Source organism: Aeromonas sp. QDB39, assembly GCF_027707585.1.
Taxonomy (GTDB): domain Bacteria; phylum Pseudomonadota; class Gammaproteobacteria; order Enterobacterales; family Aeromonadaceae; genus Aeromonas; species Aeromonas hydrophila.
Map to the genome: position 1 here is coordinate 37354 of NZ_JAPCIV010000013.1, position 26041 is coordinate 63394.

At 63.7% G+C, this 26041-nt stretch carries 23 protein-coding genes and 1 pseudogene; 12 read left to right on the forward strand and 12 right to left on the reverse strand.

Annotated elements, in window-relative coordinates; all coding sequences use genetic code 11:
* Positions 1–139 precede the first annotated feature (139 nt).
* Positions 140–2902, forward strand: a complete 2763-nt coding sequence (gene mgtA / locus PG899_RS09420; protein WP_077095855.1) for a magnesium-translocating P-type ATPase — start codon at positions 140–142, stop codon at positions 2900–2902.
* Positions 2903–3001: 99 nt separating this feature from the next.
* Here the strand turns inward: mgtA and PG899_RS09425 are convergent, their stop codons facing one another.
* From PG899_RS09425 to PG899_RS09450, 6 genes and pseudogenes are all read right to left on the reverse strand, one after another.
* Positions 3002–3649, reverse strand: a complete 648-nt coding sequence (locus tag PG899_RS09425) for a LysE family translocator (RefSeq protein WP_179101373.1) — start codon at positions 3647–3649, stop codon at positions 3002–3004.
* 79 nt (positions 3650–3728) lie between these two features.
* Positions 3729–4547 carry an AraC family transcriptional regulator gene (locus PG899_RS09430; RefSeq protein WP_077095853.1) on the reverse strand — a complete coding sequence of 273 codons (819 nt, stop codon included), beginning with the start codon at positions 4545–4547 and terminating at the stop codon, positions 3729–3731.
* Positions 4548–4614: 67 nt separating this feature from the next.
* Complete coding sequence (rarD, locus tag PG899_RS09435) at positions 4615–5517, reverse strand: EamA family transporter RarD (protein WP_077095852.1); 903 nt, start codon at positions 5515–5517, stop codon at positions 4615–4617.
* A 125-nt stretch (positions 5518–5642) separates the two neighbouring features.
* Positions 5643–5816 (reverse strand): hypothetical protein, encoded by a 174-nt coding sequence (locus PG899_RS09440; protein WP_016349064.1) that lies wholly within the window; start codon positions 5814–5816, stop codon positions 5643–5645.
* Positions 5817–5941: 125 nt separating this feature from the next.
* Positions 5942–7438: pseudogene (locus PG899_RS09445) on the reverse strand (aldehyde dehydrogenase).
* Between the two features lie 261 nt (positions 7439–7699).
* On the reverse strand, positions 7700–8242 hold the full coding sequence (locus PG899_RS09450; protein WP_011704252.1) for a cupin domain-containing protein: 543 nt from the start codon (positions 8240–8242) through the stop codon (positions 7700–7702).
* 185 nt (positions 8243–8427) lie between these two features.
* On the opposite strand from PG899_RS09450, the gene PG899_RS09455 reads away from it, so the two are divergent.
* The 6 genes from PG899_RS09455 (at position 8428) to PG899_RS09480 (ending at position 15017) form a co-directional block, all read left to right on the forward strand.
* Positions 8428–9759: an aspartate aminotransferase family protein gene (locus PG899_RS09455; protein ID WP_077095850.1), complete on the forward strand. Its 1332-nt coding sequence runs from the start codon at positions 8428–8430 to the stop codon at positions 9757–9759.
* A 98-nt stretch (positions 9760–9857) separates the two neighbouring features.
* Complete coding sequence (locus PG899_RS09460) at positions 9858–11354, forward strand: CoA-acylating methylmalonate-semialdehyde dehydrogenase (protein ID WP_077095849.1); 1497 nt, start codon at positions 9858–9860, stop codon at positions 11352–11354.
* 84 nt (positions 11355–11438) lie between these two features.
* Positions 11439–12194, forward strand: a complete 756-nt coding sequence (locus PG899_RS09465; protein ID WP_011704255.1) for a glutamine amidotransferase-related protein — start codon at positions 11439–11441, stop codon at positions 12192–12194.
* Entirely contained in the window at positions 12191–13306 is a 1116-nt protein-coding gene (gene ald, locus PG899_RS09470; protein WP_017410574.1) for an alanine dehydrogenase, read from the forward strand. The genes PG899_RS09465 and ald overlap by 4 nt, the downstream gene beginning before the upstream one ends.
* A gap of 119 nt (positions 13307–13425) precedes the next feature.
* On the forward strand, positions 13426–14265 hold the full coding sequence (locus PG899_RS09475) for a PfkB family carbohydrate kinase (protein WP_011704257.1): 840 nt from the start codon (positions 13426–13428) through the stop codon (positions 14263–14265).
* A gap of 299 nt (positions 14266–14564) precedes the next feature.
* Complete coding sequence (locus tag PG899_RS09480) at positions 14565–15017, forward strand: Rrf2 family transcriptional regulator (protein ID WP_011704258.1); 453 nt, start codon at positions 14565–14567, stop codon at positions 15015–15017.
* A gap of 58 nt (positions 15018–15075) precedes the next feature.
* On the opposite strand, the gene PG899_RS09485 is transcribed toward PG899_RS09480, so the two are convergent.
* On the reverse strand, positions 15076–15588 hold the full coding sequence (locus PG899_RS09485; RefSeq protein ID WP_011704259.1) for a ferredoxin-type protein NapF: 513 nt from the start codon (positions 15586–15588) through the stop codon (positions 15076–15078).
* A gap of 138 nt (positions 15589–15726) precedes the next feature.
* Between PG899_RS09485 and PG899_RS09490 the strand changes: the two genes are divergently transcribed.
* Together PG899_RS09490 and rmuC are read left to right on the forward strand one after the other, a co-directional pair.
* Positions 15727–15942 (forward strand): hypothetical protein, encoded by a 216-nt coding sequence (locus tag PG899_RS09490; protein WP_016349071.1) that lies wholly within the window; start codon positions 15727–15729, stop codon positions 15940–15942.
* A complete protein-coding gene (rmuC, locus tag PG899_RS09495) occupies positions 15939–17279 on the forward strand; it encodes a DNA recombination protein RmuC (protein ID WP_077095848.1) in 1341 nt (446 codons plus the stop codon). The genes PG899_RS09490 and rmuC overlap by 4 nt, the downstream gene beginning before the upstream one ends.
* Before the next feature lie 97 nt (positions 17280–17376).
* On the opposite strand, the gene PG899_RS09500 is transcribed toward rmuC, so the two are convergent.
* The 5 genes from PG899_RS09500 to def all read right to left on the reverse strand — a co-directional run bounded on the left by PG899_RS09500 (position 17377) and on the right by def (position 23258).
* Positions 17377–18819 carry a TrkH family potassium uptake protein gene (locus PG899_RS09500; RefSeq protein ID WP_011704262.1) on the reverse strand — a complete coding sequence of 481 codons (1443 nt, stop codon included), beginning with the start codon at positions 18817–18819 and terminating at the stop codon, positions 17377–17379.
* Positions 18820–18915: 96 nt separating this feature from the next.
* Complete coding sequence (gene trkA / locus PG899_RS09505) at positions 18916–20292, reverse strand: Trk system potassium transporter TrkA (RefSeq protein ID WP_011704263.1); 1377 nt, start codon at positions 20290–20292, stop codon at positions 18916–18918.
* A gap of 147 nt (positions 20293–20439) precedes the next feature.
* Positions 20440–21732, reverse strand: coding sequence for a 16S rRNA (cytosine(967)-C(5))-methyltransferase RsmB (rsmB, locus tag PG899_RS09510; protein WP_017410576.1), 1293 nt, complete (start codon positions 21730–21732; stop codon positions 20440–20442).
* 56 nt (positions 21733–21788) lie between these two features.
* On the reverse strand, positions 21789–22733 hold the full coding sequence (gene fmt, locus PG899_RS09515; RefSeq protein ID WP_077095847.1) for a methionyl-tRNA formyltransferase: 945 nt from the start codon (positions 22731–22733) through the stop codon (positions 21789–21791).
* Between the two features lie 12 nt (positions 22734–22745).
* Positions 22746–23258, reverse strand: coding sequence for a peptide deformylase (gene def / locus PG899_RS09520; protein WP_011704266.1), 513 nt, complete (start codon positions 23256–23258; stop codon positions 22746–22748).
* A 108-nt stretch (positions 23259–23366) separates the two neighbouring features.
* Between def and PG899_RS09525 the strand changes: the two genes are divergently transcribed.
* Genes PG899_RS09525 through PG899_RS09535 form a run of 3 tightly spaced genes read left to right on the forward strand, consistent with a single transcriptional unit; the run spans position 23367 to position 26038 of the window.
* On the forward strand, positions 23367–24455 hold the full coding sequence (locus PG899_RS09525; RefSeq protein ID WP_190283813.1) for a LysM peptidoglycan-binding domain-containing protein: 1089 nt from the start codon (positions 23367–23369) through the stop codon (positions 24453–24455).
* A 1-nt stretch (position 24456) separates the two neighbouring features.
* Positions 24457–25572, forward strand: coding sequence for a DNA-processing protein DprA (dprA, locus tag PG899_RS09530; protein ID WP_077095845.1), 1116 nt, complete (start codon positions 24457–24459; stop codon positions 25570–25572).
* Positions 25565–26038 (forward strand): DUF494 family protein, encoded by a 474-nt coding sequence (locus PG899_RS09535; RefSeq protein ID WP_011704269.1) that lies wholly within the window; start codon positions 25565–25567, stop codon positions 26036–26038. The genes dprA and PG899_RS09535 overlap by 8 nt, the downstream gene beginning before the upstream one ends.
* The last annotated feature ends 3 nt before the right edge of the window (positions 26039–26041 follow it).

Here is a 26041-nt window from a genome sequence, read left to right on the forward strand (position 1 = left end):
GCAGACAGCTGTCTGCGTGCCGCCCAGTGTGCGGCGGCTATTTGCCCGCTGCCGGGTCCATTGCATTTCACATCAGTACTGACGCCAGGCCCGGCCCGCGACAGGGCCTGCTTGCGCGTAGAAATCAGGATAACGAGTCATGAAACAACAACATACCGCCAGCCGGCACAAGCAGCAGGGGTTCGTTGCCCCGGCCAGTGCCAGGGAGAAACTCTCCTCCCGGGTGCTCGATGAGGCCGACAAGTCCCTCGAGTACACCCTCACCGCCGTGCGCGGCAACATCGATGGCCTCACCGCGACCGAGGCCGCCAACCGCCTGATCCAGTTTGGTCCCAACGAGGTGACCCACGACAAGCCGCCCCATGCGCTGATCCAGCTGCTGCAGGCGTTCAAGAACCCCTTCGTGATGGTGCTGATCGTGCTCGGGCTGGTCAGCTATGTGATGGACGTGCTGATGGCCGAGCCGGGCGACGAGGACTGGGTCAAGGTGATCATCCTCGGCGTCATGGTGGGCCTGAGCGGTCTGCTCCGCTTCTGGCAGGAGTACCGCTCCGCCAAGGCGGCCGAAGCGCTCAAGTCGCTGGTACGCAACACCGCCACCGTGCAGCGCCGCCCTTCGCCCGGGGTCGCCCCCCAGCGCAAGGAGGTGGCGATGACCGAGCTGGTGGCCGGTGACATAGTGCACCTGCAGGCGGGGGACATGATCCCGGCTGACATCAAGCTGATCGAATCCCGCGATCTCTTCATCAGCCAGGCGGTGCTGACCGGCGAAGCGCTGCCGGTAGAGAAGTACGACACCCTGGGTGCCGTGGCCGGCAAGTCGGCGGACGGCACAGGTGCAGGAGAGGCGGGACTGCTCGATCTGCCCAACATCTGCTTCATGGGCACCAATGTGGTGAGCGGTACCGCCCGCGCCGTGGTGGTGGCCACCGGCAGCGATACCTATTTCGGTTCGCTGGCCCGCAACGTGGTGAGCCACAAGCGCATCGAGACCAGCTTCGATCGCGGCGTGAACAGCGTCACCAAGCTGCTTATCCGCTTCATGCTGGTGATGGTGCCCATCGTCTTCATGCTGAGCGGCGTCAGCAGTGGTGACTGGATGTCGGCGCTCACCTTCGCGCTGGCGGTGGCGGTGGGGCTCACCCCCGAGATGCTGCCGATGATCGTCTCCGCCAACCTGGCGCGCGGTGCCGTGGCGATGGCCAAACGCAAGGTGGTGGTGAAGCGGCTCAACTCGGTGCAGAACTTCGGCGCCATGGACGTGCTCTGCACCGACAAGACCGGCACCCTGACCCAGGACAAGATCATCCTCGAGCACCACTACGACGTGCGTGGCAAGCGGGACGACCGGATCCTGCAGCTGGCCTGGCTCAACAGCTTTCACCAGAGCGGCATGAAGAACCTGATGGACATCGCGGTGGTCGAGCACGCTGATGCCCTGGGGGAGAGCTGCAAGCCAGCCAACTACCGCAAGGTGGACGAACTGCCGTTCGACTTCGTGCGCCGGCGCCTGTCGGTGATCGTGCAGGATGATCTGGGCCAGCAGCTGATGGTTTCCAAGGGGGCGGTGGAAGAGATGCTGGCCGTCTCCAGCCAGATCGCCGATGGCCAGGAGGTTAGGGAGCTGACCGACGCCGATCGCCGCGCCCTGCTGCGCCAGAGCGAGGAGTTCAACGCCGAGGGCTATCGGGTGCTGATCGTGGCGACCCGCGAGATCCCGGCTACCGAGTGCAAGCAGAGCTATCGCACCAGCGACGAGGTCAAGCTGGTGGTGCGCGGCTTCCTCACCTTCTTCGATCCGCCCAAGGACTCGGCCGCACCGGCCATTCGCGCCCTTAACGACTACGGGGTGGCGGTCAAGGTGCTGACCGGCGACAACCCCATCATCACCAGCAAGGTGTGTCGCGATGTGGGGCTGGAGCCCGGCGTGCCGCTGCTCGGCAAGGATATCGAGGTGATGGACGACGTGGCGCTGTGCACCGTGGTCAAGCACACCACCATCTTCGCCAAGCTTACCCCGCTGCAGAAGTCGCGGGTGGTGAAGGCGCTGCAGGTCAACGGCAACACCGTCGGTTTCCTCGGCGACGGCATCAACGATGCGCCGGCTCTGCGGGATGCGGACGTGGGGATCTCGGTGGACAGCGGTGCCGACATCGCCAAGGAGACCGCCGACATCATCCTGCTGGAGAAGAGCCTGATGGTGCTGGAGGAGGGGGTGATCAAGGGGCGCGAGACCTTTGGCAACATCTTGAAGTACCTCAACATGACCGCCAGCTCCAACTTCGGCAACGTCTTCTCGGTGCTGGTCGCCTCTGCCTGGCTGCCCTGGGCGCCCATGCTGGCGATGCAGATGCTGATCCAGAACCTGGTGTACGACGTCTCCCAGATGCTGCTGCCGTGGGACAAGATGGACCCCGAGTTCCTCAAGCGGCCGCGCAAGTGGGAGGCGAGCAACATCAAGCGCTTCATGCTGTGGCTCGGCCCGACCTCGTCGGTGTTCGACATCAGCACCTACTGCCTGATGTGGTTCGTGTTCGGCGCCGGCGCTCTCTATGCCACCGCCAACGGCAGCATGGATCCGCTGGTCAACGGTCAGGCCATCATGAACTCCGGCTGGTTCATCGAGGGGCTGGTGTCGCAGACCCTGGTGGTGCACATGTTGCGTACCCGCAAGATCCCGTTCCTGCAGAGTACCGCCACCCTGCCGGTGCTGCTCTCCACCTCGATCGCCATCGCCATCGGCTGTTACCTGCCGTTCTCACCGCTGGCTGAGCACTTCGGCTTCATCACCCTGGATGGGCCCAAGTACTTCATGTGGCTGGTGATCACCATGCTGGCCTACATGGGGCTGACTCAGACCGTCAAGAGCATCTACATCAAGCGCCACGGTCAGTGGTTCTGATGAAGGGCCAGTGAGAGGGCCGGTTACCCGGCCAGGAATAGTGAACGCAAAGAGGGATGGCCTGGGCCATCCCTCTTTTTCATAGGGGCAAGACAGGGATCAGTGCAGGACCAGGGCGTAGGCCTCGCCGGCCATGCCGGTCAGGATGGAGAGGCTGACCGCGCCAAACAGCAGGCCGGTGACCAGATTGAGCGGACGCTGCACGCGGCCGAGCAGGCGCTGGGCCCGCACGGTGGAGAGGCTCCAGGCCAGCACCCCGAACCAGACCAGGGAGAGCAGGAACAGCTCCAGCACCAGCAGGCCGCGGGTCAGGCCGTCTACCTGGGGTGTCACCATGGCGGCCAGCAGCCCCATGAAGAACAGCAGTGCCTTGGGGTTGAGCAGGTTGGTGGCAATGCCGCGCTGCACCCCCTTGCGCCAACCCTGCGCCTCGCCGCCTGCGTGCAGGGCGAGCTCGGCCGAGCTGCGCCAGGCCGCCTTGAGAGCCCCCCAGCCGAGCCAGCCCAGATAGAGAGCGCCGATCACCTTCACCGTCATGAACAGCCATGGGTGTTCGGCAATCAGCAGGCTGATGCCGGTGAGGCTGAGGGTGGCGTGCACCACAATCGCCAGGGCGATGCCGAGTGCCGCCCCGAGAGCGGTGGGCCTGTGCAGGCTGGTGCGCAGGATCAGCGCGAAGTCCGGGCCCGGGCTCGCCAGAGCGATGAGATGGATGAGACCTATGGTCAGAAACAGGCTGGTGAACATGGAAACCTCTGCGACAGTATCGAGCTCACAGCATGGCGGATCGCAGGGGGGCGGGATTGTAAAAGATTGCAGCGCGGAGTTAGTCAGTGCGCCCAATGGCGGCCAGCATCTGCTGGCGAAAATCGGCGGGGGTGAGGCCGAACGCCTGGCGAAAACCGTGGTGGAAGTGGCTCTGATCGAAGAAACCGACCGCCAGCGCCACCTCGCTCACCGGCAGGCCGCTGCCGAGCAGGCGCTTGCTCTGCTCGAGCCGCAACCGCTTGAGCCAGGCGTAGGGGGTCATGCCGGTCTTCTTCTTGAACTGGCGCAGAAAGGCGAAGCGATCCAGCCCGAACAGGGCGGCCAGATCCTCCAGACTGTGGCGCTCATCCAGCCGGGCCATCAGGTAGTCGCGCAGGAACCTGAGCTGAGGGTCGGCCAGGGCGTGGCGCTCGGGTGCCAGGTGCAGCAGCTCGCCGAGCAGGGCCAGCAGTTGGCTCTCCGCCAGCAGACCGTCGGGGCTGGGATTGTCCAGGTACATGTGCAGCCGGGCAAAACCCTGATAGAGGTCGGGGCGGCTCTGCAATCCCTTGTCGAAGAAGGGTTCCGGGCTGTCTGGCAGCCAGCGGGCCAGCTGCTCGGGGGCGATGGCGAACACCCGCACCTCGTACCCTTCCGGCCGCAGGCTGAGGCCGTCGTGCATCTCGTCCGGGTTGACGGTGGAGAGCTCGCCGCGCACCAGGTGGTGGCTGTTGCCCTTGTGGATGAATTTCTGGCCGCCCTGCTGCACCAGACCTATGTGGTAGTCCAGGTGAACATGGCGGCCATAGCTGAACTCCCTGTGGTGGGAGTGGGAGAGTTCAACCCCCGGCAGCAGCCGGGATTGCCAGTAGTGGATGCGGGATTGGGGTGCGCTCATCGACTATTGATAACCTGAAACCCGAATACGGGCTTGTAGATTATTGCAGCGTGGCTCCCCCTTGCCGTCAAGCCTGCTCCGCTGCCTGCCGGCGCTTGCCGCTGCGCAGCCCGTCCAGACTGAACAGCACCAATGCGCTCCAGATGAAGGCGAAGGTGATCATCTTGTCCAGCGCCAGCGCCTCGCCATAGAGGGTGACCGCCAGGATGAACATCAGGCTCGGCCCTATGTACTGGAAGAAGCCCAGGGTGGAGAGCTTGAGCCGGGTGGCGGCGGCGGTGAAGCAGAGCAGGGGAGCCGTGGTGACCGCACCGGCGGCGATCAGCAGCAGGTTGAGGTGCCAGTCATTCTGGGTGAGATGGCTGGTAGGGCTGTCGGCAAAGCCCCACAGATAGATGGCGGCCGGCGGCAGCATGATCAGGGTCTCGATCAAGAGGCCGGTCAGCGCATCGAGGGCCAGCTTTTTGCGGATCAGGCCATAGATGGCGAAGCTCGAGGCCAGCACCAGCGCTATCCAGGGCAGGGAGCCGAAGGCGATGATCTGGATCGCGACACCGATCGCCGCCAGCCCGACCGCCCACCACTGCAACCGGCGCAGCTTCTCGCTCAGGAACAGCATGCCGAGCAGCACGTTGAACAGCGGGTTGATGTAGTAGCCGAGGCTGGCATCCAGCATGTGGCCGTTGTTGATGGCCCAGATGAACAGCAGCCAGTTGCCGCCGACCGTGATGGAGGTAAAGGCCAGGGTGAGCAGCACTTTCGGCTGGCGCAGCACCGCCTGTACCTTGTGCCACTGGCGGCCGATCAGGGTCAGCACCATCAGCAGGGCGCACGACCAGATCATCCGGTGGGTCAGGATTTCGGCGGCCGGCACGGCGGCAATGGTCTTGAAGTAGATGGGGGCCAACCCCCAAAGGGTATAGGCGCACAAGGCGTAGATGACGCCCTGACGCTGAACGTGTTGCTGCATGCGGATAACCTTCACTGGAGAGTTGGATGCGGGAAAACATCGCAAAAAATCAGTGTAGCGATCCTTTTGCGGGGAAAGAAGTTAATAAATGATGATCAGCGGATTTTAACGGCGTACTGCCCGGCTCAGCGGCCACCGCCCCGGCGGATCTTGTCCACATCCAGCAGCAGCCACAGCATGAGAGCGATGGCGGAGATCCACGGACCCCAGGTCACGTAGGCCTCGCCGTGTCCCAGCATGTAGAACAGCAGCGGCAGTCCTATTACCAGAAACAGTACACTTCCCAGAAAAAATAACATTTTTATCTTTATATTTAAGGGCTTGTCTATTTGATGATTATATCGATTGAGGCTGGCGATGAAAGGGCAAAAATGAAAAAGGGGGATTTCTCCCCCCAATTCGCAGATAAGCGTCATTTCTGATGCTATTCGAGCTGGATCCAGGTGCTTTTCAGCTCGGTGTACTTCTCCAGCGCATGCAGTGACTTGTCGCGACCGTTGCCGGACTACTTGAAGCCGCCGAACGGCATGGTCATGTCGCCGCCATCCCAGTTGTTGACGAACACGGTGCCGGCGCGCAGGGCGCGGGAGCCTTTCACCGCCTTGTTGAGATCCGCCGTCCAGATCGCGGCGGCCAGACCGTAGTCGGTGTCGTTGCCGAGCGCAATGGCCTCTTCCAGCGTGTCGAAGCCGGTCACCGCCAGCACAGGGCCGAAGATCTCCTCGCGGAAAATGCGCATCTCTGGGGTCACCTCGTCGAAGATGGTGGGCTCGATGTAGAAGCCGCCGCTCTCGGTATTGGTGCGCTTGCCTCCCAGCAGCAGCTTGGCGCCCTCCTGCTGGCCGATGGCGATGTAGTTGAGCACTTGCTCCATCTGGATGTGGTCCACCATGGCGCCGATGCGGGTGGCAGGGTCGAGCGGGTTGGCCGAGATCCATTCGCGGGCATGGGCCAGCAGCCGGTCCATGAACTGCGGCTTGATGCTGTTTTGCACCAGCAGGCGGGAGGCGGCGGTACACACCTCGCCCTGGTTGTAAAAGATGGCGCCAGCGGCGCTTTTGGCGGCGGCGTCCAGGTCAGGCGCGTCCGCCAGTATGATATTGGGGCTCTTGCCGCCGCACTCCATAAAGGCGCGCTTGAGGTTCGACTTGCCGGAGCACTGCACCAGATGCTTGCCGATCTTGGTGGAGCCGGTGAAGGTGATGCAGTCCACATCCATGTGCATGGCCAGTGCCTCGCCCACGGTATTGCCGAAGCCGGGCAGCACGTTGAACACGCCGTCGGGGATGCCTGCCTCCTTGGCCAGACCCGCGATGCGCAGAGCGGTGAGCGGGGATTTCTCGGAGGGTTTCAGGATCACCGAGTTGCCGGTGGCCAGTGCCGGCCCCAGCTTCCAGCAGGCCATCACCAGCGGGAAGTTCCACGGCACGATGGCGGCGACCACCCCGAGCGGTTCGCGGGTCACCAGCGCCAGGGCGGACTCCTCGACCGGCGCGACCTGATCGTAAATCTTGTCGATGGCTTCGGCGTTCCAGGCGATGCAGTTGGCGGCGGCGGGGGCGTCATAGCCCATGGCGTCGCCGATGGGCTTGCCCATGTCCAGGGACTCCAGCAGCGCCAGCTCCACCTTGTTGAGCCGCATCAGTTCGGCGAAGCGCTGCAGGATCTGCTTGCGCTGCTTGGGCGGCAGACCGCTCCAGCGTTTGTCGTCGAAGGCGGCGCGGGCAGCCTGCACCGCCAGTTCGGCATCGGCGGCGTCACAGGCGGCGACCTTGGTCAGCAGCTTGCCGTTGGCCGGGTTGATGCAGTCGAAGGTGGCGCCGTTGATGGCGTCCCGATAGCTGCCGTCGATGAAGGCTTGCGAGGGCAGGGTCAGGTGGGAGGCCTTGTGTTGCCACTGGGCCAGGGTCAGGTCACTCATGTTCACTCCTTGAACCGGCAAAAAGTCAGTTTCCGCGTATCAATATGCTAAACATCCTGCCGCTTGTAAATCCATCTTGTAACAATTCGTTAAACACTTCGCCGGTTTGGCCTCATCCGGAATCCATGCCGGTGAGGGCGCTCGGCGGGGCAAACCGCACCGCAAGCGCGGGCCGTCGGCGCCTGCCGAAGTGGAGGCCGGCGCGAAGGGGCTGCTCGCTGTGCCGGGTCCGCCAAGGGGCGGGATCTCCCCTCTCATGGCTTAGAAGCTGGCGGGGGTGTTGGCCGAGATCAGCACGCATTCGTGCTCATCCACATTGCGGAAACGGTGCGGGGTGCGGCTGTCGAAGTAGTAGCCGTCCCCCGGCGTCAGCAGGTAGACCTGCTCGCCGACGGTGACCTCCACCTGACCCTGGATGACGATGCCGCACTCTTCGCCTTCGTGGCTCAGCATGTCGTCGCCGGTGTCGGCGCCTGGTGGCAGTATCTCCTGCATCATGCCGATGGCACGGTTGGCGCGGCTGTGGCCCACCAGGCGGTAGCTGATGGGGTGGGTGCCAAGATCCGGCATGTCGGCGGCGCGGAAGATCACCTCGGAGTCCATCTCCGTCTCATCGGTGAAGAAGGTGGCCAGCGACATGGGAATGCCTTCCAGCACCTTGCGCAGGGAGGCGACCGAGGGGCTCACCTGATTTTTCTCGATCTGGGAGATAAAGCCGTTGGTCACACCGGAGCGTTTCGCCAGCTCGCGCTGGGAGAGGGCCGCCTTGGTGCGAACCGCCTTGAGGCGGTGACCGATATCCATCGATAGACACTCCTTGACTGTTTACTATTATTAAATTTGTGTTAAATATCTTATACCACCCCGCTCAGAGCAGCTAGCCGGGTGATACCATATGGGGCAAGTTTGAGCCCTTTTTTAAGATTTCAGGTGTTTAATTTAATAGGCATTGGCCGATAGTTACTAAACACCTTAAGGATGAGGTGACCATGAAACCGATCAGCGACATCAATACTCCCTCCGACATGTCCGCTTTCTGGATGCCGTTCACCGCCAACCAGCAGTTCAAGGCGGCGCCGCGCATCCTGAAGTCGGCAGAGGGGATGTATTATCACTCAGAGGATGGCCGCAAGATACTGGATGGCACTGCCGGGCTCTGGTGTTGCAACGCGGGTCATGGTCGGCGCGAGATTGCCGAGGCAGTTTCCCTGCAGATTTCCCACCTCGATTTTGCCCCTACGTTCCAGATGGGACACCCCCTGCCGTTCGAGCTGGCCAACCGGCTGGTGGAGATCGCCCCCAAGGGGCTCGGCCACGTCTTCTATACCAACTCCGGTTCGGAATCGGTGGATACCGCGCTCAAGATCGCGCTGGCCTGGCAGCGGGCGCGCGGCCAGGGCACCCGTACCCGGCTGATCGGCCGTGAGCGCGGTTACCACGGGGTCGGCTTCGGCGGCATCTCGGTGGGGGGCATTCCCGGCAACCGCAAGTGGTTCGGCTCCCTGCTGAGCGGGGTGGATCACCTGCCCCACACCCTCAACATCGCCAAGAATGCCTTCACCAAGGGGCTGCCCGAGGAGGATGTGGCGCTGGCCGACGAGCTGGAGAAGATTGTCTTCCTGCACGATGCCAGCAACATAGCGGCGGTGATCGTCGAGCCCATCGCCGGCAGTACCGGCGTGCTGATGCCCCCCAAAGGCTACCTCAAGCGGCTGCGGGAGATCTGCACTAAACACGGCATCCTGCTGATCTTCGATGAGGTGATCACCGGTTTCGGCCGCCTCGGTGCCCCCTTCGCCGCCCAGGAGTTCGACGTCATCCCCGACATGATCACCTGTGCCAAGGGGCTGACCAACGGCGCCATCCCCATGGGGGCCGTGCTGGTGAGCAACGCCATCTATGACGACATGATGGCGGCCGGCAAGGGGGCCATCGAGCTGTTCCACGGCTACACCTACTCCGGTCATCCGGTGGCCGCCGCTGCGGGCCTGGCGACCCTCGAAATCTATCGCAACGAGAACCTGCTGAGCCGCGCCGCCGATCTGGCGGGCTACTGGGAGGAGGCGGCCCATTCGCTCAAGGGCTGCAAGCACGTGAAGGATGTGCGCAACTACGGGCTGGTGGCGGGCATCGAGCTCGAATCCATGCCGGATGCGCCGGGCAAGCGCGCCTATGAGGTGTTCGTGCGCTGCTTCGAGAAGGGGGCGCTGATCCGGGTCACCGGCGACATCATCGCCCTGTCGCCGCCCCTCATCATCGAGCGCAGCCAGATCGACGATCTCTTCACCCTGCTGCAGGATGCCCTGCAGGCCCAGGACTGACTTTTAACCGGTTGATGGCGCCCGTCGCGGCGCCACTTGCCCGTGCCTGCTCCCCGGGGCGGCGCGGGCAGGCACGCATAACCCATCACGGAGGATTTATGACATACAGGGTCAGCAACTTCATCGACGGCGAGACGACCGAGAGCCGCAGCGAGCGCTTCGGAACCATCTTCAACCCGGCCACCGGCCAGCAGCAGGGCCAGGTGGTGCTCAGCACCGCCGCCGAGTGCCAGGATGCCATCGCCAGCGCCGAGCGCGCCCTGGCTGACTGGGCGCAGACTCCGCCGCTGGTGCGAGCCCGGGTGCTGTTTCGCTTCAAGGAGTTGATGGAGCAGCACAGGGACGATCTGGCGCGGCTGATCAGTCGCGAGCACGGCAAGGTGTTCTCCGACGCCCAGGGCGAGCTGACCCGTGGCCTCGAGGTGGTGGAGTTTGCCTGCGGCATTCCCCACCTGCTCAAGGGGGAGCACTCCCTCAACGTGGGCCGCGGGGTCGACAGCCACTCCATGATGCAGCCGGTGGGTGTCTGCGCCGGCATCACCCCGTTCAACTTCCCGGCCATGGTGCCGCTGTGGATGTTCCCGGTGGCCATCGCCTGCGGCAACACCTTCATTCTCAAGCCCTCCGAGAAGGATCCCTCCCTCTCCCTGCGCATGGCCGAGCTGCTCAAGCAGGCCGGCCTGCCGGACGGGGTGCTCAACGTGGTGAACGGTGACAAGGAGGTGGTAGACGTGCTGCTGACCGACCCGCGGGTCGGTGCCGTGTCGTTCGTCGGCTCCACTCCCATCGCCCAGTACATCTATGCCACCGCCTCGGCCCACGGCAAGCGGGTACAGGCGCTGGGCGGCGCCAAGAACCACATGCTGGTGATGCCGGATGCGGATCTCGAGCTGGCGGTCTCCGCCCTGATGGGAGCGGCCTACGGTGCGGCCGGCGAGCGCTGCATGGCCATTTCGGTGGCCGTGGTGGTGGGGGATGAGACGGCCGATGCGCTGGTGGCCAGGCTGTCGCCGCTGGTGGCGGCGCTGCGGGTGGGCCCGGGGCTGGGCCAGAGCCCGGAGAACGAGATGGGGCCGCTCATCAGCCGCGAGCACCTGGCCAAGGTGCGCGGCTATGTGGATCAGGGGGTGGCCGAGGGGGCCGAGCTGGTGGTGGACGGCCGGGGCCTGAGCCACGGTGAGGGTTACTTCATCGGCGGCAGCCTGTTCGACCGGGTCGGCCCCGAGATGCGCATCTACCGGGAGGAGATCTTCGGCCCGGTGCTGGCCATCGTGCGGGCGCCGGACTACGAGACGGCGCTCAGGCTCATCAACGAACACGAGTACGGCAACGGCACCGCCATTTTCACCTGTGACGGCGACACCGCGCGGGACTTCACCGCCCGCGTGCAGGTCGGTATGGTAGGGGTGAACGTTCCCATCCCGGTGCCCATGGCGTTTCACAGCTTTGGTGGCTGGAAGCGGTCCATCTTCGGGCCGCTCAACATGCACGGGCCGGATGGGGTGCGCTTCTATACCCGGATGAAGACGGTGACTGCCCGCTGGCCCCAGAGCCTGCGGGCGGGCGCGGAGTTCTCCATGCCGACAATGAAGTAATCAACCATGCAGCAGCTAGCCCGGACATGGCCCGGTGGCAGGAATCCACCTTCGTTCGCCGCTATCACTGTGAAGGAGTAACAGATGCGACTGGGAATTCTCGATTGTGACCGGCTGGACCCCGACTTGGTGGGGGATTTCGGCCCCGTTTACTCCGAGATGTTTATCAAGGGCTTCCGGGCGCTGGCCCCCGGGCTGGAGTTTCGGGTCTGGTCGGCGCTCGATGGCGAGCTGCCGGCCGATCTGCACGAGTGCGATGCCTGGCTCATCACCGGCTCGCGCCACGATGCCTACAGCGACATCCCCTGGATCCGGGCGCTGCGCGACTGGATCCGGCGTGCCCACGATGCCGACGTCAAGCTGGCCGGGGTCTGCTTCGGCCACCAGGTGATCGCCCAGGCGCTGGGGGGCGAGGTGATGAAGTCCACCAAAGGCTGGGGGCTGGGGGTATCGGTCCATCCCATGCTGGCGCGGCAACCCTGGATGGAGCCTGGGCTCGAGACCATCCGGATCCTGGCCAGCCACCAGGATCAGGTGGAGCAGCTGCCACCGGGGGCCACCCGGCTGGCGGGCAATGATTTTTGTCCCAATTTCATGTTTTTGCAGGGTGACCACATAGTGGCCATCCAGGGACATCCGGAATTCTCGGTGGAGTACAACCGGGCGCTGATCGAGCGGCGGCGGGATCTGCTGCCGGACGATCGTTACCAGCGCAGCCTCTCCTCGCTGGAGGGAGAGGTGGATTCGGCCACCATGATGCAGTGGTTGTTGCAATTTTTGGGCATCCTGCCCGGCGCCGACACGGCCGCCGGCGGGATCACAGCAGGAGAGCGAGCATGATTATTGGCGTACCCAAGGAAATCAAAAACCATGAATACCGGGTCGGCATGACTCCCGCCGGAGTGCAGGAGCTGACGGCCCGGGGACACAAGGTGCTGGTGCAGCAGCAGGGAGGCGAGGCGATCGGGCTGTCCGACGCCGAGTACCAGGCAGCCGGTGCCGAACTGGTGGCCAGCGCGGCGGAGATCTTCGCCCGGGCCGAGATGATAGTGAAGGTGAAGGAGCCCCAGCCGGAGGAGTGTGAACTGCTCAGGCCGGGTCAGCTGCTGTTCACCTATCTGCACCTGGCGCCGGATCCGGTGCAGACCCAGCTGCTGGTGCACTCGGGGGCGGTGGCCATCGCCTACGAGACGGTGACCGACGAGCGCGGCGGCCTGCCGCTGCTGGCGCCCATGTCCGAGGTGGCGGGGCGGATGGCGATCCAGGCCGGCGCCCACAGTCTGGAGAAGGCGCAGGGGGGTAACGGCACCCTGCTGGGCGGGGTGCCCGCGGTGGCGCCTGCCAAGGTGGTGGTGCTGGGCGGCGGGGTGGTCGGCGTCAACTCGGCGCGCATGGCGCTGGGATTGGGGGCCGACGTCACCATCCTGGATCGCTCCCTGCCGCGACTGCGGGAGCTGGACAGCCTCTACGGCCCGGCCCTCAAGACCCTCTACTCCACCCGTACCAACATAGAGGCGTGCATTGCCCAGGCCGATCTGGTGATCGGTGCCGTGCTGATCCCGGGGGCGGCGGCGCCCAAGCTGCTGACCCGCGACATGCTCAAGCTGATGCGCAAGGGCTCGGTGCTGGTGGATGTGGCCATCGATCAGGGCGGCTGTTTCGAGACCTCCCACCCGACCACCCACGAGGAGCCTACCTACGTGGTGGACGGCATCATCCACTACTGCGTGGCCAACATGCCGGGCGGGGTGGCGCGCACCTCCACCTTCGCGCTGACCAACGCCACCCTGCCGTTCGTGCTGGCGCTGGCCGACAAGGGCTACGCCCGGGCGCTGCAGGACGATCGTCACCTGCGGGCCGGTCTGAACGTGTTCAAGGGCAAGATCACCCAGGCGGCTGTGGCGCAGGCGCTCGGCTATGAGTACGTCAGCGCCGAGTCGGTACTGGGCTGACGCAGCCGTCGCTCGCCCGCTCGGCAAACGTCGAGCGGGCTCACAAACCCCGCGATTTCAGGGAGGGCCGCCACGGCCCTTTCTCATATACTGGGCTCCCCTGTCAGTGAGGTCTCTTCATGTCCCGCATTCTGCTGCTCGCCAATCTCAACTGTGATCACGTGCTCTCTCTCTCCGAACCCCTGGTGGCCGGTGCCCGCCTGCAATACCTGGATCAGGGCCGCCGGCTCGGCGGTGGCGCTGCCAACACCGGCATCGGGCTGGTGTGGGCCGGCCATGAGGTGACCATCGCCTCGCGCATCGGGCTGGACGAAACCGGCGACTGGCTGCTGGAGCAGGCGGCGGGCTACGGTCTGGATTGCAGCCATGTGGAGCGTTTCGGCGGCGAGACCGGCGAGCTGCTGATCCTGGTGGACTCCACCGGCGAGCGCACCATCCTTCGGCGGCCACGGCGCCCGGACCTGCCGGGTGATCTGCCGAGCGAGGGGGTGGACTGCCTCTATGTGAACTACCCGGGCACCGCCATCATCGGCTACATGCGCCAGATGCTCGGCAAGAGCTTCGTGGTGGCCCAGTACCCCAAGGGCGGCCAGGCGCGTCGCCCCTGTCACGTGCTGGTGGCCTCCCGCTCCGACCTCGGCGAGGTGGACGACCCCTGGCAGCATGCCCGCCAGATCGCCGGCGAGCAGCTGGCCTGGCTGGTGCTGACCGAAGGCAAGGCGGGGGCGGTGGCCATTCACGGTGAGGAGCAGATCCGGGTGGCGGCGCGGCCGGTGTCGGTGGTGGACACCACGGGGGCGGGGGATGCCTTCGCCGGCGGTCTGATCCACGGGCTGGCGCGAGGCATGGCGATCCGGGATGCACTGCAGTGCGCGGTGGACTGGGGCGCCTTCGCGGTCGCCTCCGAGAGTTCCATCCCCTCCAGCGCCCTGAAAAACTGGCTCAGGCAGCCGCACTGAGCCGCCATGAACCGTTGCCGATGAGGTCGCCTTGTACGGGCCGAGGCGGAGGGGAAAACCGGCGAATTTAACCGCCATAACCCCCCAAAACCTTGGACTAACCCTGCAAGTTTGCGATCAATCAAAGAAAGTGTCGATTTATGTGCATCTTCATCGACACCCGCCTGAGCTGCTCTTAACCTTGTCATTCCACGACTCAGATTAAGATGCGGACCTTGCGCGGGCGCAAGCGCTTCCCCGCCTCTTAGCTTTAGGTTGTCGTCCTGATTTCTGACTTGTAGTAAGAGGCAAGTGCGACCATGCAACTGACACGATTTACCGACTATGCCCTGCGTACCCTGACTTTTCTGGCGGTCCAGCCGGGAGATCGCCTGTCGACCATCACCGAGGTGGCCGATACCTTTGCCATCTCCCGCAACCACGTGGTCAAGATAGTGCATCAGCTCGGTATCAAGGGGTACATAGAGACGGTGCGTGGCAAGCATGGCGGCATCCGCCTCGGCCGCTCCGCCGTCTCCATCAATTTGCGTGACGTGGTGATGGACATGGAGCACGTGCTCTGCCCGGTGGACTGCAAGCGCGAGAACTGCCGCCTCTCCGGTGGCTGCCGCATCCAGGGTATTCTGCGCCGCGCCATGAACGCCTTCCTCGAGGTGTTGGGGGAGTACACCCTGGCCGATGCGGTGCGCGATCCGACCCGGCTCTGCCACCTGCTCGGCATCGAACAGGATTCGATTCTGGCCATGGCATAAGCCAGGCAAGCATGACAAAGGGGCCCACGGGCCCCTTTGTCATGTCCGGGGTTTGAGTTCAGAGCTGGGGGATCAGGGTGATGGCGCCGTGCAGGCAGGCGAGACCGCAGGCGCCGCAGCCGTCGCAGGCCGCCATGTTGATGCTGACGCCGTCGGCGGTAGCCTTGATCGCCTGCTGGGGGCAGGCATCTTCACACAGCAGGCAGTAGAAGCCCTGCCGGGCCTGGCAGCTGGCCTCGATCCGCACCCGGGTCTGCACCTGACGACCCAGCTGCAGGTCGAGGGCGCCGGTCGGACAGGCTCTGGCGCAGCTGCCGCAATAGCTGCACTGGCCGCAGGCGAGATCCAGCACGGGGGTGCCGGCGATGGGGGTGTCGTCGTATTCGGGCTGGTTGGCCGGTTTGAGCAGGCCGTTGGGACAGGCCTTGAAGCATTCACCGCAGCGGGAGCAGAGAGAGAGGAACTGGGACTCTTCGATGGCCCAGGGGGGACGCGCTTCGTGACAAACCACCTCCGGTTTGCGAGAGCCCCCCAATGCTTGCGTCAGCCAGCGACAGAAAAAATGAGTCATGCTCACCCCTGATACCTATTAGGGGTTAATTTTATCCAAGTTTCCCTTCGCAAGCCAGAGAATAGCGCCGGCCAGGATCGCAAGCCGGGTTGCCCTTGTGTAAGCTAGGCGGGTCTTTTTGCAGGATTGAATGAACTCATGTGGTTATTTCTGTGGCGTGCTTCTCTGCTCTATGTCTTCCCCTTGCTGATGTGGGGCTACTGCCGCATCAAGGGGATCGAATTCGTCGAGCTCGACACCGGAGTTAACAGTCACAAGTGGGTGGTGCTGGCCGCCTATCTGCTCTACGTGCTGCTCTGGCTGCTGCTCAACCGCTATCTCGAACTCTTTCTGCGTCAGCGGAGCCGCAAATGATCGAGCCCGGGCTCTGGAGCCTGCTGCTGGCTGGCGCCGTGCTGGCGGTCGGTCTCGGCTGGCTGGTGGGCCGGCGTGGTGCGGCACAGCTGGCCCAGCAGGTGCTGCTGAGCGAGGAACGCCAGCAGGCGCTGCAGGATCGCTGTGACGAGCTGCAGGATGAAAAGCTGCAGAGCCAGCAGAAGCTGGAGCAACAGCAGACCCTGCTGATCAAGCTCACCGCCCGTCTCAAGGATGCCGAGGCCACCCTGCGCAGCGAGCGGCTGGCCGCCGCCGAGAAGCTGCAACTGCAACAGGAGGCGGAACAGCGCCTCAGCCAGCAGTTCGAGAACCTCGCCAACCGGATCTTCGAGCAAAACTCGGGCAACTTCCGCGAACTGAACCAGAACAGCCTGGATCTGCTGCTGACGCCGCTGAAAGAGCAGCTCGAGGGCTTTCGCCGCCAGGTGGGGGAGACCCACGCCCAGGAGACGGCCCAGCGCCACAGCCTCAAGTTCGAGCTGGAGCGCCTGGCCGAGCTCAACGCCCGCATGACCGAAGAGGCGGCGGCGCTGACCCGCGCCCTCAAGGGCGACAGCAAGCAGCAGGGCAACTGGGGCGAGGTGGTGCTGGCGCGGATCCTCAGCGAATGCGGCCTGCGCGAAGGCCACGAGTACCATACCCAGGTCAACATCGAGGTGGACAAGGGCAAGCGCTACCAGCCCGACGTCATCGTCCACCTGCCGCAGGACAAGGACATCATCATCGATGCCAAGGTGTCGCTGACCGCCTACGAGCGCTGGTACAACAGCGATGACGAGCTGGAGAAGGCGGTGGCGCTGAAAGAGCACGTCGCCTCGGTGCGCAACCATATCCGCGAGCTGGGCCGCAAGGATTACCAGCAGCTGCCCGGGGTGCGCACCCTCGATTACGTGCTGATGTTCGTGGCGGTGGAGCCCGCCTTCCTCACCGCGGTGGAGGCCGACCCCTCGCTGGTGCGATTCGGGCTCGACAACAACATCCTGCTGGTGAGCCCCACCAACCTGATGGTGGCGCTGCGCACCATCGAGAACCTGTGGCGCTACGAGCGGCAGAACCAGAATGCCCGCCAGATCGCCGAGCGGGCCGGCCGCCTCTACGAGAAGCTGCGGCTGTTCGTGGAGGAGATGCAGCAGCTGGGTGGCAGCCTGCACCGGGCGCAGGAGAGCTACGACAAGGCGATGGGGCGGCTGGTCAACGGGCGCGGCAACCTGATCGCCCAGGTGGAGCGCTTTCGCGAGCTGGGGGTGGAGGTGACCAAGACTCTGCCCGAGCCGCTGGTCAACCGGGCGCTGGAGCGGGAAGACCCGGCCGAGTGAGACGGAGCTTCATGCAATAAGAAGGGCAGCCAGTGGCTGCCCTTCTGCATTTCTTCGTCTTGATACCCTTCGCCATTCGATCTCGCGAGCTCGCTGGTTACTGCTTCCAGAAGGAGGGGAAGAAGAGCACCGCCACGGTCAGGATCTCGAGCCGTCCCAGCAGCATGCCGAACGACAGGATCCACTTGGCCGAGTCCGGCAGGGTGGCGAAGTTGGTGCTGGGGCCGATGATCGGCCCCATGCCCGGACCCACGTTGGCCACGGCGGTGATGGAGCCCGAGATGGCGGTCAGGGGATCCAGCCCGATGGCTGCGAGCAGAGCGGCGATCAGCAGGATGACAGCGAAGTAGGCCAGCACGAACGAGATCATCGAGCGGATGATGGCGTCGTTGACCGGGCGGCCGTTGTACTTCTGCGGGAAGACGCCGGAGGGGTGCATCAGCTGGCGCATCTGCTTCTTGAACAGGGCGAACGCCACCTGTACCCGGAAGATCTTGAGGCCGCCGGCGGTGGAGCCGGAGCAGGCGCCGAGGGCCAGCAGGATGATGAAGATGATGCTGGTGAGCGGGCCCCAGGTGCCGAAGTCACCGAGCCCGAAGCCGGTGGTGGTGAGCACAGAGACGATGTTGAAGCAGCTGATGCGCAGGGCATCCATGAAGCCGTAGATGTCCCTTAGCCACAGGTAGAAGGTGACCACCACGGTGACCCAGACCACCAGCCAGAAGAAACCCTGGACCTGGGCGTCCTTGAGCAGGCTGTTGTCGCGCCGGCTCAGGCTCTGCACATAGAGCAGGAAGGGCAGGCCGCCGAGGAACATGAAGACGGTACCGATCCAGTGCGCCGAGTTGGAGAAGTGGGACATGGATTGATCGGAGGTGGAGTAGCCGCCGGTGCTGAGGGTGGTCATCGAGTGGTTGACCGCTTCGAACAGGGTCATGCCGCTCACCCAGTAGGCCAGGAAGCAGAGCATGGAGAGCACCAGGTAGACCAGCACTATGTTGTTGGCCACTGTCTTGGCACGCGGCGCACTCTTGTCGGACCAATCCGAGCTCTCGGTCTGGAACAGCTTCATGCCGCCCACGTTGAGGTAGGGCAGCACCGCCACCGCCATCACGATGAAGCCCACCCCGCCCAGCCACTGCAGGATGGAGCGCCACAGCAATATGCTGTGGGCCATGCCGTCGAGCCCCGACAGCACGGTGGAGCCGGTGGTGGTGACCCCTGACATGGTCTCGAAGTAGGCGTCGGTGAAGTCGATGTGATTGATGAAGAAGAAGGGCAGGGCACCGAAGATGCAGGCTACCACCCAGACCGAAGTGGTGAGCAGGAACATCTCCCGCACGCCGAGGTGGAACACCGCCTTGCGGCCGTAATGCAGGCAAAGCAGAGCCGCGCCGTGAGTGATCAGCACCGACTTGAGAAACTCGACGAACCCCTCGGAGCCGGTCAGCAGGGCCAGCAGGGTGGGCAGCCACATGAACAGGGCCAGCTTGGAGAGCACCAGCCCGAGGGTGAAGATGATGGGACGCAGCTTGATCATGCAAGATAACCTGGTCGTTGATTGACAAAAGACCCGGACAATCCCTGGTAGAGGCTGTGCCGGGTCTGGGTTGTGCTGCCTGGGTGCATGGGTAGATTACAGGAAGAAGGGACTTGGCTGGAACAGACGTTCCACTTCCGGAATGTACTTCTTGTCCACCAGGAACATCACCACGTGGTCATCCTGCTGGATCTGGGTCCGGTCGTGGGCGATCAGCACCTCGTCACCGCGCACGATGGCGCCTATGGTGGTGCCGGGCGGCAGCTTGAGCTCGCCCACCGTCTTGCCGACCACCTTGGAGGTGTTCTCGTCCCCGTGGGCGATCGCCTCGATGGCCTCGGCCGCGCCGCGGCGCAGGCTGTAGACGTTGGCGATGTCGGCCCGGCGCACGTGGGTCAGCAGGGCCGAGATGGTGGCCTGCTGCGGCGAGATGGCGATGTCGATGGAACCGCCCTGCACCAGATCCACGTAGGCGCTGCGCTGGATCAGCACCATGGTCTTCTTGGCGCCCATCTTCTTGGCGAGCAGGGCCGACATGATGTTGGCCTCGTCCTCGTTGGTCACCGCGATGAAGACGTCGATCTGGTCTATGTGCTCCTCCGCCAGCAACTCCTGATCCGCCGCATCGCCGCAGAAGACGATGGTGTTTTCCAGCACCTCGGAGAGCTGCTCCGCCCGCTTCTGGTTGCGCTCGATCAGCTTCACGCTGTAGCGCTTCTCCAGCTGGCGGGCGAGGCCGGCGCCGATGTTGCCGCCGCCGACGATCATGATGCGCCGGTAGGGGCTCTCGAGCCGCTGCAGCTCCGACATCACGGCGCGGATATGACCCGCCGCCGCCACGAAGAACACCTCGTCATCGGCCTCGATGATGGTGGTGCCCTGTGGGCGGATGGAGCGGCCCTGACGGAAGATCGCCGCCACCCGGGTCTCGATGTTGGGCATGTGATCGCGCAGGGTGGAGAGGGCGTTACCCACCAGCGGGCCGCCGTAGTAGGCCTTGACGGCCACCAGACCCACCTTGCCGCCGGCGAAGTCCACCACCTGCAGGGCGCCCGGGTACTCGATCAGCCGGCGCACGTAGTCGGTCACCAGCTGCTCGGGGGCGATCAGGTGATCCACCGGCACGGATTCGGGCAGGAACAGTCGATCCCGTTCCACCAGATAGGCCGGCGAGCGGATCCGCGCCACCTTGTTGGGGGTGTTGAACAGGGAGTAGGCCACCTGGCAGGCGACCATGTTGGTCTCGTCGCTGTTGGTGACCGCGACCAGCATGTCGGCATCCTGGGCACCCGCTTCACGCAGCACCTTGGGATGGGCGCCGTGGCCGTTGACCACCCGCAGGTCGAACTTGTCCTGCAGCTCGCGCAGCCGGTCGCTGTCGGTGTCGACGATGGTGATGTCGTTGTTCTCGCCGGCCAGGTTCTCGGCCAGGGTGCCGCCGACCTGACCGGCGCCCAGAATGATGATCTTCATAGGACGGCCTCATGAGCGTCGCCGTTGCAACGGCGGCCAGGGTGCGTGGGGACGGTCATCAACAGGATGAATCTCATAGGGAAAGCGCGCTCGATGTTGGGCAGTAATGGGTGCCGCAAGCGGCACCCGTCGTAATGATGGCCCTGCTTACCGCTTGATCAGCTTGGCATAGTAGAAGCCGTCCATCTCGGCCTCGCCCGGCAGGAACTGGCGACCCGGGCACTCCGGGGTGTCCTGCGCATGCAGCGGCACCAGAGTGGCGTCCGGGGTGGCCGCAAGGAAGGCGCGGATCTGGTCGCGGTTCTCTTCCGGCAGTACGGAGCAGGTGGCATACAGCAGAGTACCGCCGCTTTTCAGTTTCGACCAGAGGGCGCCAAGGATGCGGTGTTGCAGCTCGGCCAGCTCGCGGATGTCCTGATCCCTGCGCAGCCACTTGATGTCGGGGTGACGGCGGATGACGCCGGTGGCGGAGCAGGGGGCATCCAGCAGGATGCGGTCGAACTGGCCTTCCGGCCACCACAGATCCGGTGTGCTGGCATCGCCGTGGATCACCTTGGCGGTGAGGCCGATGCGATCCAGGTTCTCCTGCACCCGCTTGAGGCGGTTGTCGTCGGCATCGACCGCCACCACGCCAGCCAGCGCGGGCTGGCGCTCCAGCAGGTGGGCAGTTTTGCCACCGGGGGCGGCGCAGGCATCCAGCACCCACTCGCCCGGCTGCGGATCGAGCAGCGCGGCGGCCTGTTGTGCTGCGCCATCCTGTACCGAACAGTCGCCGACCTCGAAGCCGGGCAGCTTGGTCACGTCGCAGGGACGTTCCAGCAGGATGCAATCCTCGCCCTCTTCACCGGCCATCGCATTGATGCCGGCCTCGGCCATGCGGGCCAGCATCTGCTCGCGGCTCTGGCGTTGGCTGTTGTTGCGGATCCACATGGGCGGGCGCTGGTTGTTGGCCTCCATGATGAATTCCCACTCATCCGGATAGGCCTGGCGCAGCCGCTTGGTGAGCCACTCCGGGTGGCCGAGACGAATGCTGGGGACTCGGTCGATGCGCAGCAGAATGACTTCGGCGCTGCGCTGGAAGTTGCGCAGCACACCGTTGATGAGGCCGCGCAAGGAAGTGCCCTTGAGCAGTTTGACGGCGTTGACGGTCTCGGCCACCGCGGCGTGAGCCGGAATGCGGGTGTAGATGAGCTGATAGAGACCGACCAGGATCAGATAGTGGAAGATGCGGCTCTTGTTCTTGAGCGGCTTGTCCATCATCTCGCCGACCGCCGCATCGAGACGGGGCAGCCAGCGCAGGGTGCCATAGCAGAGTTCTTGCAGGAGGGCGCGATCGCGGGGCGCAACCTTCTCCTGGGCAGCAGGCAGAACGGCGGAGAGGGACTGGCCCTGATCCAGCACCTGTTGGATGACGAGAGCAGCCTGTGCGCGTGTTTTCATAGTGTTACCTTAGATGCGCAAGTCGGGGCCTGGGCCCCGCCTTGTGTCAATTCAGTTCAATTCAATTGCGTGCCGGGTTCAAACCAGTCGCGGCGAGAGTTGAGCAAGTCAGTCACGGACATGGCCTTCTTGCCGGGTGGCTGCAGGGTCAGCAGGCGCAGCACGCCCTTGCCGGTGGCGATGTCAATCCCCTGTTTGTCAGCCTTGAGCAGGGTACCGGCCGCCTGGCCGTGATCCTGTGCGACGACCTCGGCCTGCCATACCTTGACGGTCTGGCCGGCGACTTCAAACCAGCTGATGGGCCAGGGGTTGAAGGCGCGGATGCAGCGTTCGATGGCGACAGCCTCCATCGACCAGTCGATGCGGGCCTCTTCCTTGGAGAGCTTCTCGGCGTAGTTGGCCAGTGCATCGTCCTGCGCTTCGGCGGCGGTGTTGCCGGCAGCCATGGCATTGACGGTGTCGACCAGCGCCTGCGGGCCCAGTCCGGCCAGCTTGTCATAGAGGCTGGCAGAGGTTTCGTCGGCGGCGATGGGGCAGCTCACCTTGCGGATCATGGCGCCGGTATCCAGCCCCACATCCATCTGCATGATGGTGACGCCGGTTTCGGCATCACCCGCCCAGATGGAGCGCTGGATCGGGGCGGCACCGCGCCAGCGCGGCAGCAGGGAGCCGTGCACGTTGATGCAGCCCAGCCGCGGAGTGTCGAGCACGGCCTTGGGCAGGATCAGGCCGTAGGCGACTACCACCATCAGGTCGGCGCCAAGGGCGGCCAGCTCGGCCTGGGCCTCTTCCTTGCGCAGGGAGGCGGGTTGATAGACCGGCAGCTCGTGGGCCAGCGCCAGCTCCTTGACCGGGCTGGCGGTGAGCTTCTGGCCGCGGCCGGCAGGCTTGTCGGGCTGGGTGTAAACGGCGACGACCTCGTGGTCGGAAGACAACAACGCCGCCAGGTGACGGGCGGCGAAGTCGGGAGTACCGGCAAAAATCAGTTTCAGCTTATTCAATGGGGCAGATCCTCAGAGGACTTTGCGATCTTCACGGGCCATCTTTTCCAGCTTCTGGCGAATGCGCTGGCGCTTGAGCGGGGACAGGTAATCCACAAACAGCTTGCCGACCAGATGGTCCATCTCATGCTGGATGCAGATGGCGAGCAGATCGTCTGCTTCCAGCTCGAATGCCTTGCCGTGGCGATCCAGGGCGCGTACTTTGACCCACTCGGCGCGGGGCACCAGGGCACGACTGCCGGGCACGGAGAGGCACCCTTCCTCGATGCCGGTGCTGCCGGCCTGTTCGATGATCTCGGGGTTGATCAATACCAGAGGATCTTCACGGTTTTCAGAGACATCGATCACTATGATGCGCTGATGAATGTCGACCTGAGTGGCGGCAAGGCCGATGCCTTCCTCCGCGTACATGGTTTCGAACATATCATCTACAATGTGTTGTAACTCGGGTGTAAAGGTCTCGACAGGGGCTGCGACGGTACGCAGACGCTCATCGGGGAAACGCAATACATCTAGAATGGCCATAGTTTTTTCTTTAGTTTCGTATAAATGCAGTCAATATTGGCGTAATTCTAGTCATTTACGCCGACAAAAAACAGCAACACTTTGCGCGCAGAAGTAACAGGGAGTGTTATGTATCTGAAGCAAACCATCCTCGCCTGTCTGTTGGCCACCCTGAGCCAGGGCGTGCTGGCCGACCAGCTGAAACTGAAAGCGGGTTATCCCGAGACCTATGTGGTGCAAAAAGGCGATACCCTCTGGGATATTTCCGGCCAGTATCTGGCAGAGCCCTGGCTATGGCCAAGGCTCTGGAACATCAACCCGCAGATCGCCAATCCCCACTGGATCTACCCGGGCGACGTGTTGCACCTGAGCTGGGTCAACGGCGAACCGCGCCTTGGCAAGGCGATGCAGGGCGGCAAGCAGGTTGTTCGTCTCTCTCCCAGGAGTCGTTACGAGAACAAGGCCAACCCCATTCCGACCCTGCCGCTCAGCGAGATCGGCCCCTTCCTGCAAACCGACCATATTCTGGCTGACAGCCAGCAGGCAAAGCAGCTGCCTTATGTGCTGGGCAATGATGAGGCACACATTGGCATGCTGGAGGGGGATACCCTCTACGTACAGGGCGCACTGATCCCGGGTCAGGACTATGGCATCTATCATCCGGGGACCATCTACAAAGACAAGAAGAGTGGCGAACAGCTGGGGCAAGAGGCGGTCTTCGTCGGTACGGCCAGGGCGGAAGCCCTGCTGCCGGACGGCCGCACCCGGGTTACCCTCAGCCACAACCAGCGTGAGGTGTATCAGGGCGACAAGCTGATGCCGTTCCCGCCGCAGGAGAGCCTCTCCGCCGTGTTCACTCCCAAGGCTGCCCCCGTCATTTCGCCCGGCTATATTGTCGACTTGCCGAGCAAGGCCCGCGGCGGTGGCAAGTTCGACGTCGTGCTCATCAACAAGGGCATACGTGATCAGGTGGCACCCGGTGATGTGCTGGAGATCCTGCGGCCCGGCGCCCGGCTGGTGAGCAAGAATGGCAAGGTCGCCTATCGGGAGTACTCCTCGGTCTATGACAAGGCGTTCTATTCGACCGGCAAGCCACCCCTGCCGTCAGAGGCCGTGGCCCGGGTCATGTTGTTCAAGGTGTACGACAAGCTGAGTTATGGCCTGATCCTGCAGAGTCAGGACATGGTCAGCACCGGTTATCAGGTCAGCAACTTCTGACGTGCCTCTTCCATCCGGGCGACTCGCGCTGTGGTTGACGCTGGATGCCGTCACCGGTATCGGTCCGGTCACCGCCGCTCGCCTGCTGGCCCATTTTGGCGGTGACATTGTCACCCTGTTCGACGCCGACGACGGCGCCCTGCGAGCTCTTGGTCTGCAGAGCGCTCAAATCCAGCAGATGAGATGGCCCCAGCCGGTTGTCGAACAGGCGCTGAGCTGGGCCGCCGAGCCCGGCAATCATATCCTGTGTCCGGATGACCCCGCCTATCCCGCTTTGCTCAAAGAGATCCCTGCCGCCCCGCTGTTGCTCTACTGCCGTGGCAACCTGGCTGCCCTGTCTGTTCCTCAGCTGGCGATGGTCGGCACGCGCCATCCGACCTATGCCGGCAAGGACAATGCTGCCCGCCTCTGCAGGGAGCTGGTTGCCTGCGGGCTGGCCATCACCTCCGGACTGGCGCTTGGCATCGACGGGGTGTGTCATCAGCAAGCGTTGGCGGCAGGGGGGACTACCCTGGCCGTGCTGGGCTCAGGGCTCGACTGCCTCTATCCGAAGCGCCATCAGGGGTTGTCCATGGAGATCCTGGCGCGAGGCGGTTTGCTTATCTCCGAGCTGGCACCCGACAAGGGACCGCTGGCCGAGCACTTTCCACGGCGCAATCGCATCATCAGTGGCTTGTCGCTGGGTACCCTGGTGGTAGAGGCGGCCGAGCAGAGTGGTTCGCTCATCACGGCCCGTTATGCATTGGAACAGGGGCGAGAGGTCTTTGCCGTACCTGGTGCCCCGCAAAACGTGCAGGCACTGGGTTGCAACAAATTAATCCAGCAGGGGGCCAAACTTGTATTGAGCGCGGCCGATATAGTGGAAGAGCTGCCCGGATTTGTCGGTCTGCTGCAGCAAGTGGCTGACTTGTCTGAGCATTCGAATAATAGCGAATTGCCTTATGCCGATTTGTTGGATAACGTAGATTATGAGACCACGAGCGTGGATACCGTTGCCGAACGGTCCCAGCTTCCTGTCGAAGTGGTATTGGGCAGGTTGGTAGAGCTGGAGCTGGCCGGTGCAGTGATGGCGGTAGCCGGTGGATACGTCAGAGCGAGGAGGGCGAATCATGTTTGATGTATTGATGTACCTTTTCGAGACCTACATCCACAGCGATGCAGATGTGATGGTCGAGCAGAATGAACTCACCGACGAACTGAGCCGGGCAGGTTTCGACAAAGACGAGATCGAGAAGGCGCTCAACTGGCTGGAGCGACTGGCCAACCTGCATGACAGCGAGCGGGAGGTCTACGTGGCCGCCAGCGCGCAAGGCTCCATGCGTATCTATGCCCCACAAGAACTGGCACGCCTCAGTACCGAGTGCCGTGGTTTCCTGCTGTTTCTGGAACAAGCCCAGGTACTCAATGCCGAAACCCGCGAAATCTGCATCGAGCGCCTGCTTGAGCTTGATAAACCGGATATCGAGCTGGACGATCTGAAGTGGGTCGTCATGATGGTGCTGTTCAACGTACCGGGCAGTGAAAATGCCTACCAGCAGATGGAAGAGCTGGTGTTTGACGAGTCAGATGGTGTCATCCACTGACAG

Excerpts from the sequence above, each read along its gene's own strand:
- mgtA (WP_077095855.1), top strand. The coding sequence starts at position 140 with ATGAAACAACAACATACCGCCAGCCGGCACAAGCAGCAGGGGTTCGTT.
- PG899_RS09425 (WP_179101373.1), bottom strand. The coding sequence starts at position 3,649 with ATGTTCACCAGCCTGTTTCTGACCATAGGTCTCATCCATCTCATCGCT.
- PG899_RS09430 (WP_077095853.1), bottom strand. The coding sequence starts at position 4,547 with ATGAGCGCACCCCAATCCCGCATCCACTACTGGCAATCCCGGCTGCTG.
- rarD (WP_077095852.1), bottom strand. The coding sequence starts at position 5,517 with ATGCAGCAACACGTTCAGCGTCAGGGCGTCATCTACGCCTTGTGCGCC.
- PG899_RS09440 (WP_016349064.1), bottom strand. The coding sequence starts at position 5,816 with ATGTTATTTTTTCTGGGAAGTGTACTGTTTCTGGTAATAGGACTGCCG.
- PG899_RS09450 (WP_011704252.1), bottom strand. The coding sequence starts at position 8,242 with ATGGATATCGGTCACCGCCTCAAGGCGGTTCGCACCAAGGCGGCCCTC.
- PG899_RS09455 (WP_077095850.1), top strand. The coding sequence starts at position 8,428 with ATGAAACCGATCAGCGACATCAATACTCCCTCCGACATGTCCGCTTTC.
- PG899_RS09460 (WP_077095849.1), top strand. The coding sequence starts at position 9,858 with ATGACATACAGGGTCAGCAACTTCATCGACGGCGAGACGACCGAGAGC.
- PG899_RS09465 (WP_011704255.1), top strand. The coding sequence starts at position 11,439 with ATGCGACTGGGAATTCTCGATTGTGACCGGCTGGACCCCGACTTGGTG.
- ald (WP_017410574.1), top strand. The coding sequence starts at position 12,191 with ATGATTATTGGCGTACCCAAGGAAATCAAAAACCATGAATACCGGGTC.
- PG899_RS09475 (WP_011704257.1), top strand. The coding sequence starts at position 13,426 with ATGTCCCGCATTCTGCTGCTCGCCAATCTCAACTGTGATCACGTGCTC.
- PG899_RS09480 (WP_011704258.1), top strand. The coding sequence starts at position 14,565 with ATGCAACTGACACGATTTACCGACTATGCCCTGCGTACCCTGACTTTT.
- PG899_RS09485 (WP_011704259.1), bottom strand. The coding sequence starts at position 15,588 with ATGACTCATTTTTTCTGTCGCTGGCTGACGCAAGCATTGGGGGGCTCT.
- PG899_RS09490 (WP_016349071.1), top strand. The coding sequence starts at position 15,727 with ATGTGGTTATTTCTGTGGCGTGCTTCTCTGCTCTATGTCTTCCCCTTG.
- rmuC (WP_077095848.1), top strand. The coding sequence starts at position 15,939 with ATGATCGAGCCCGGGCTCTGGAGCCTGCTGCTGGCTGGCGCCGTGCTG.
- PG899_RS09500 (WP_011704262.1), bottom strand. The coding sequence starts at position 18,819 with ATGATCAAGCTGCGTCCCATCATCTTCACCCTCGGGCTGGTGCTCTCC.
- trkA (WP_011704263.1), bottom strand. The coding sequence starts at position 20,292 with ATGAAGATCATCATTCTGGGCGCCGGTCAGGTCGGCGGCACCCTGGCC.
- rsmB (WP_017410576.1), bottom strand. The coding sequence starts at position 21,732 with ATGAAAACACGCGCACAGGCTGCTCTCGTCATCCAACAGGTGCTGGAT.
- def (WP_011704266.1), bottom strand. The coding sequence starts at position 23,258 with ATGGCCATTCTAGATGTATTGCGTTTCCCCGATGAGCGTCTGCGTACC.
- PG899_RS09525 (WP_190283813.1), top strand. The coding sequence starts at position 23,367 with ATGTATCTGAAGCAAACCATCCTCGCCTGTCTGTTGGCCACCCTGAGC.
- PG899_RS09535 (WP_011704269.1), top strand. The coding sequence starts at position 25,565 with ATGTTTGATGTATTGATGTACCTTTTCGAGACCTACATCCACAGCGAT.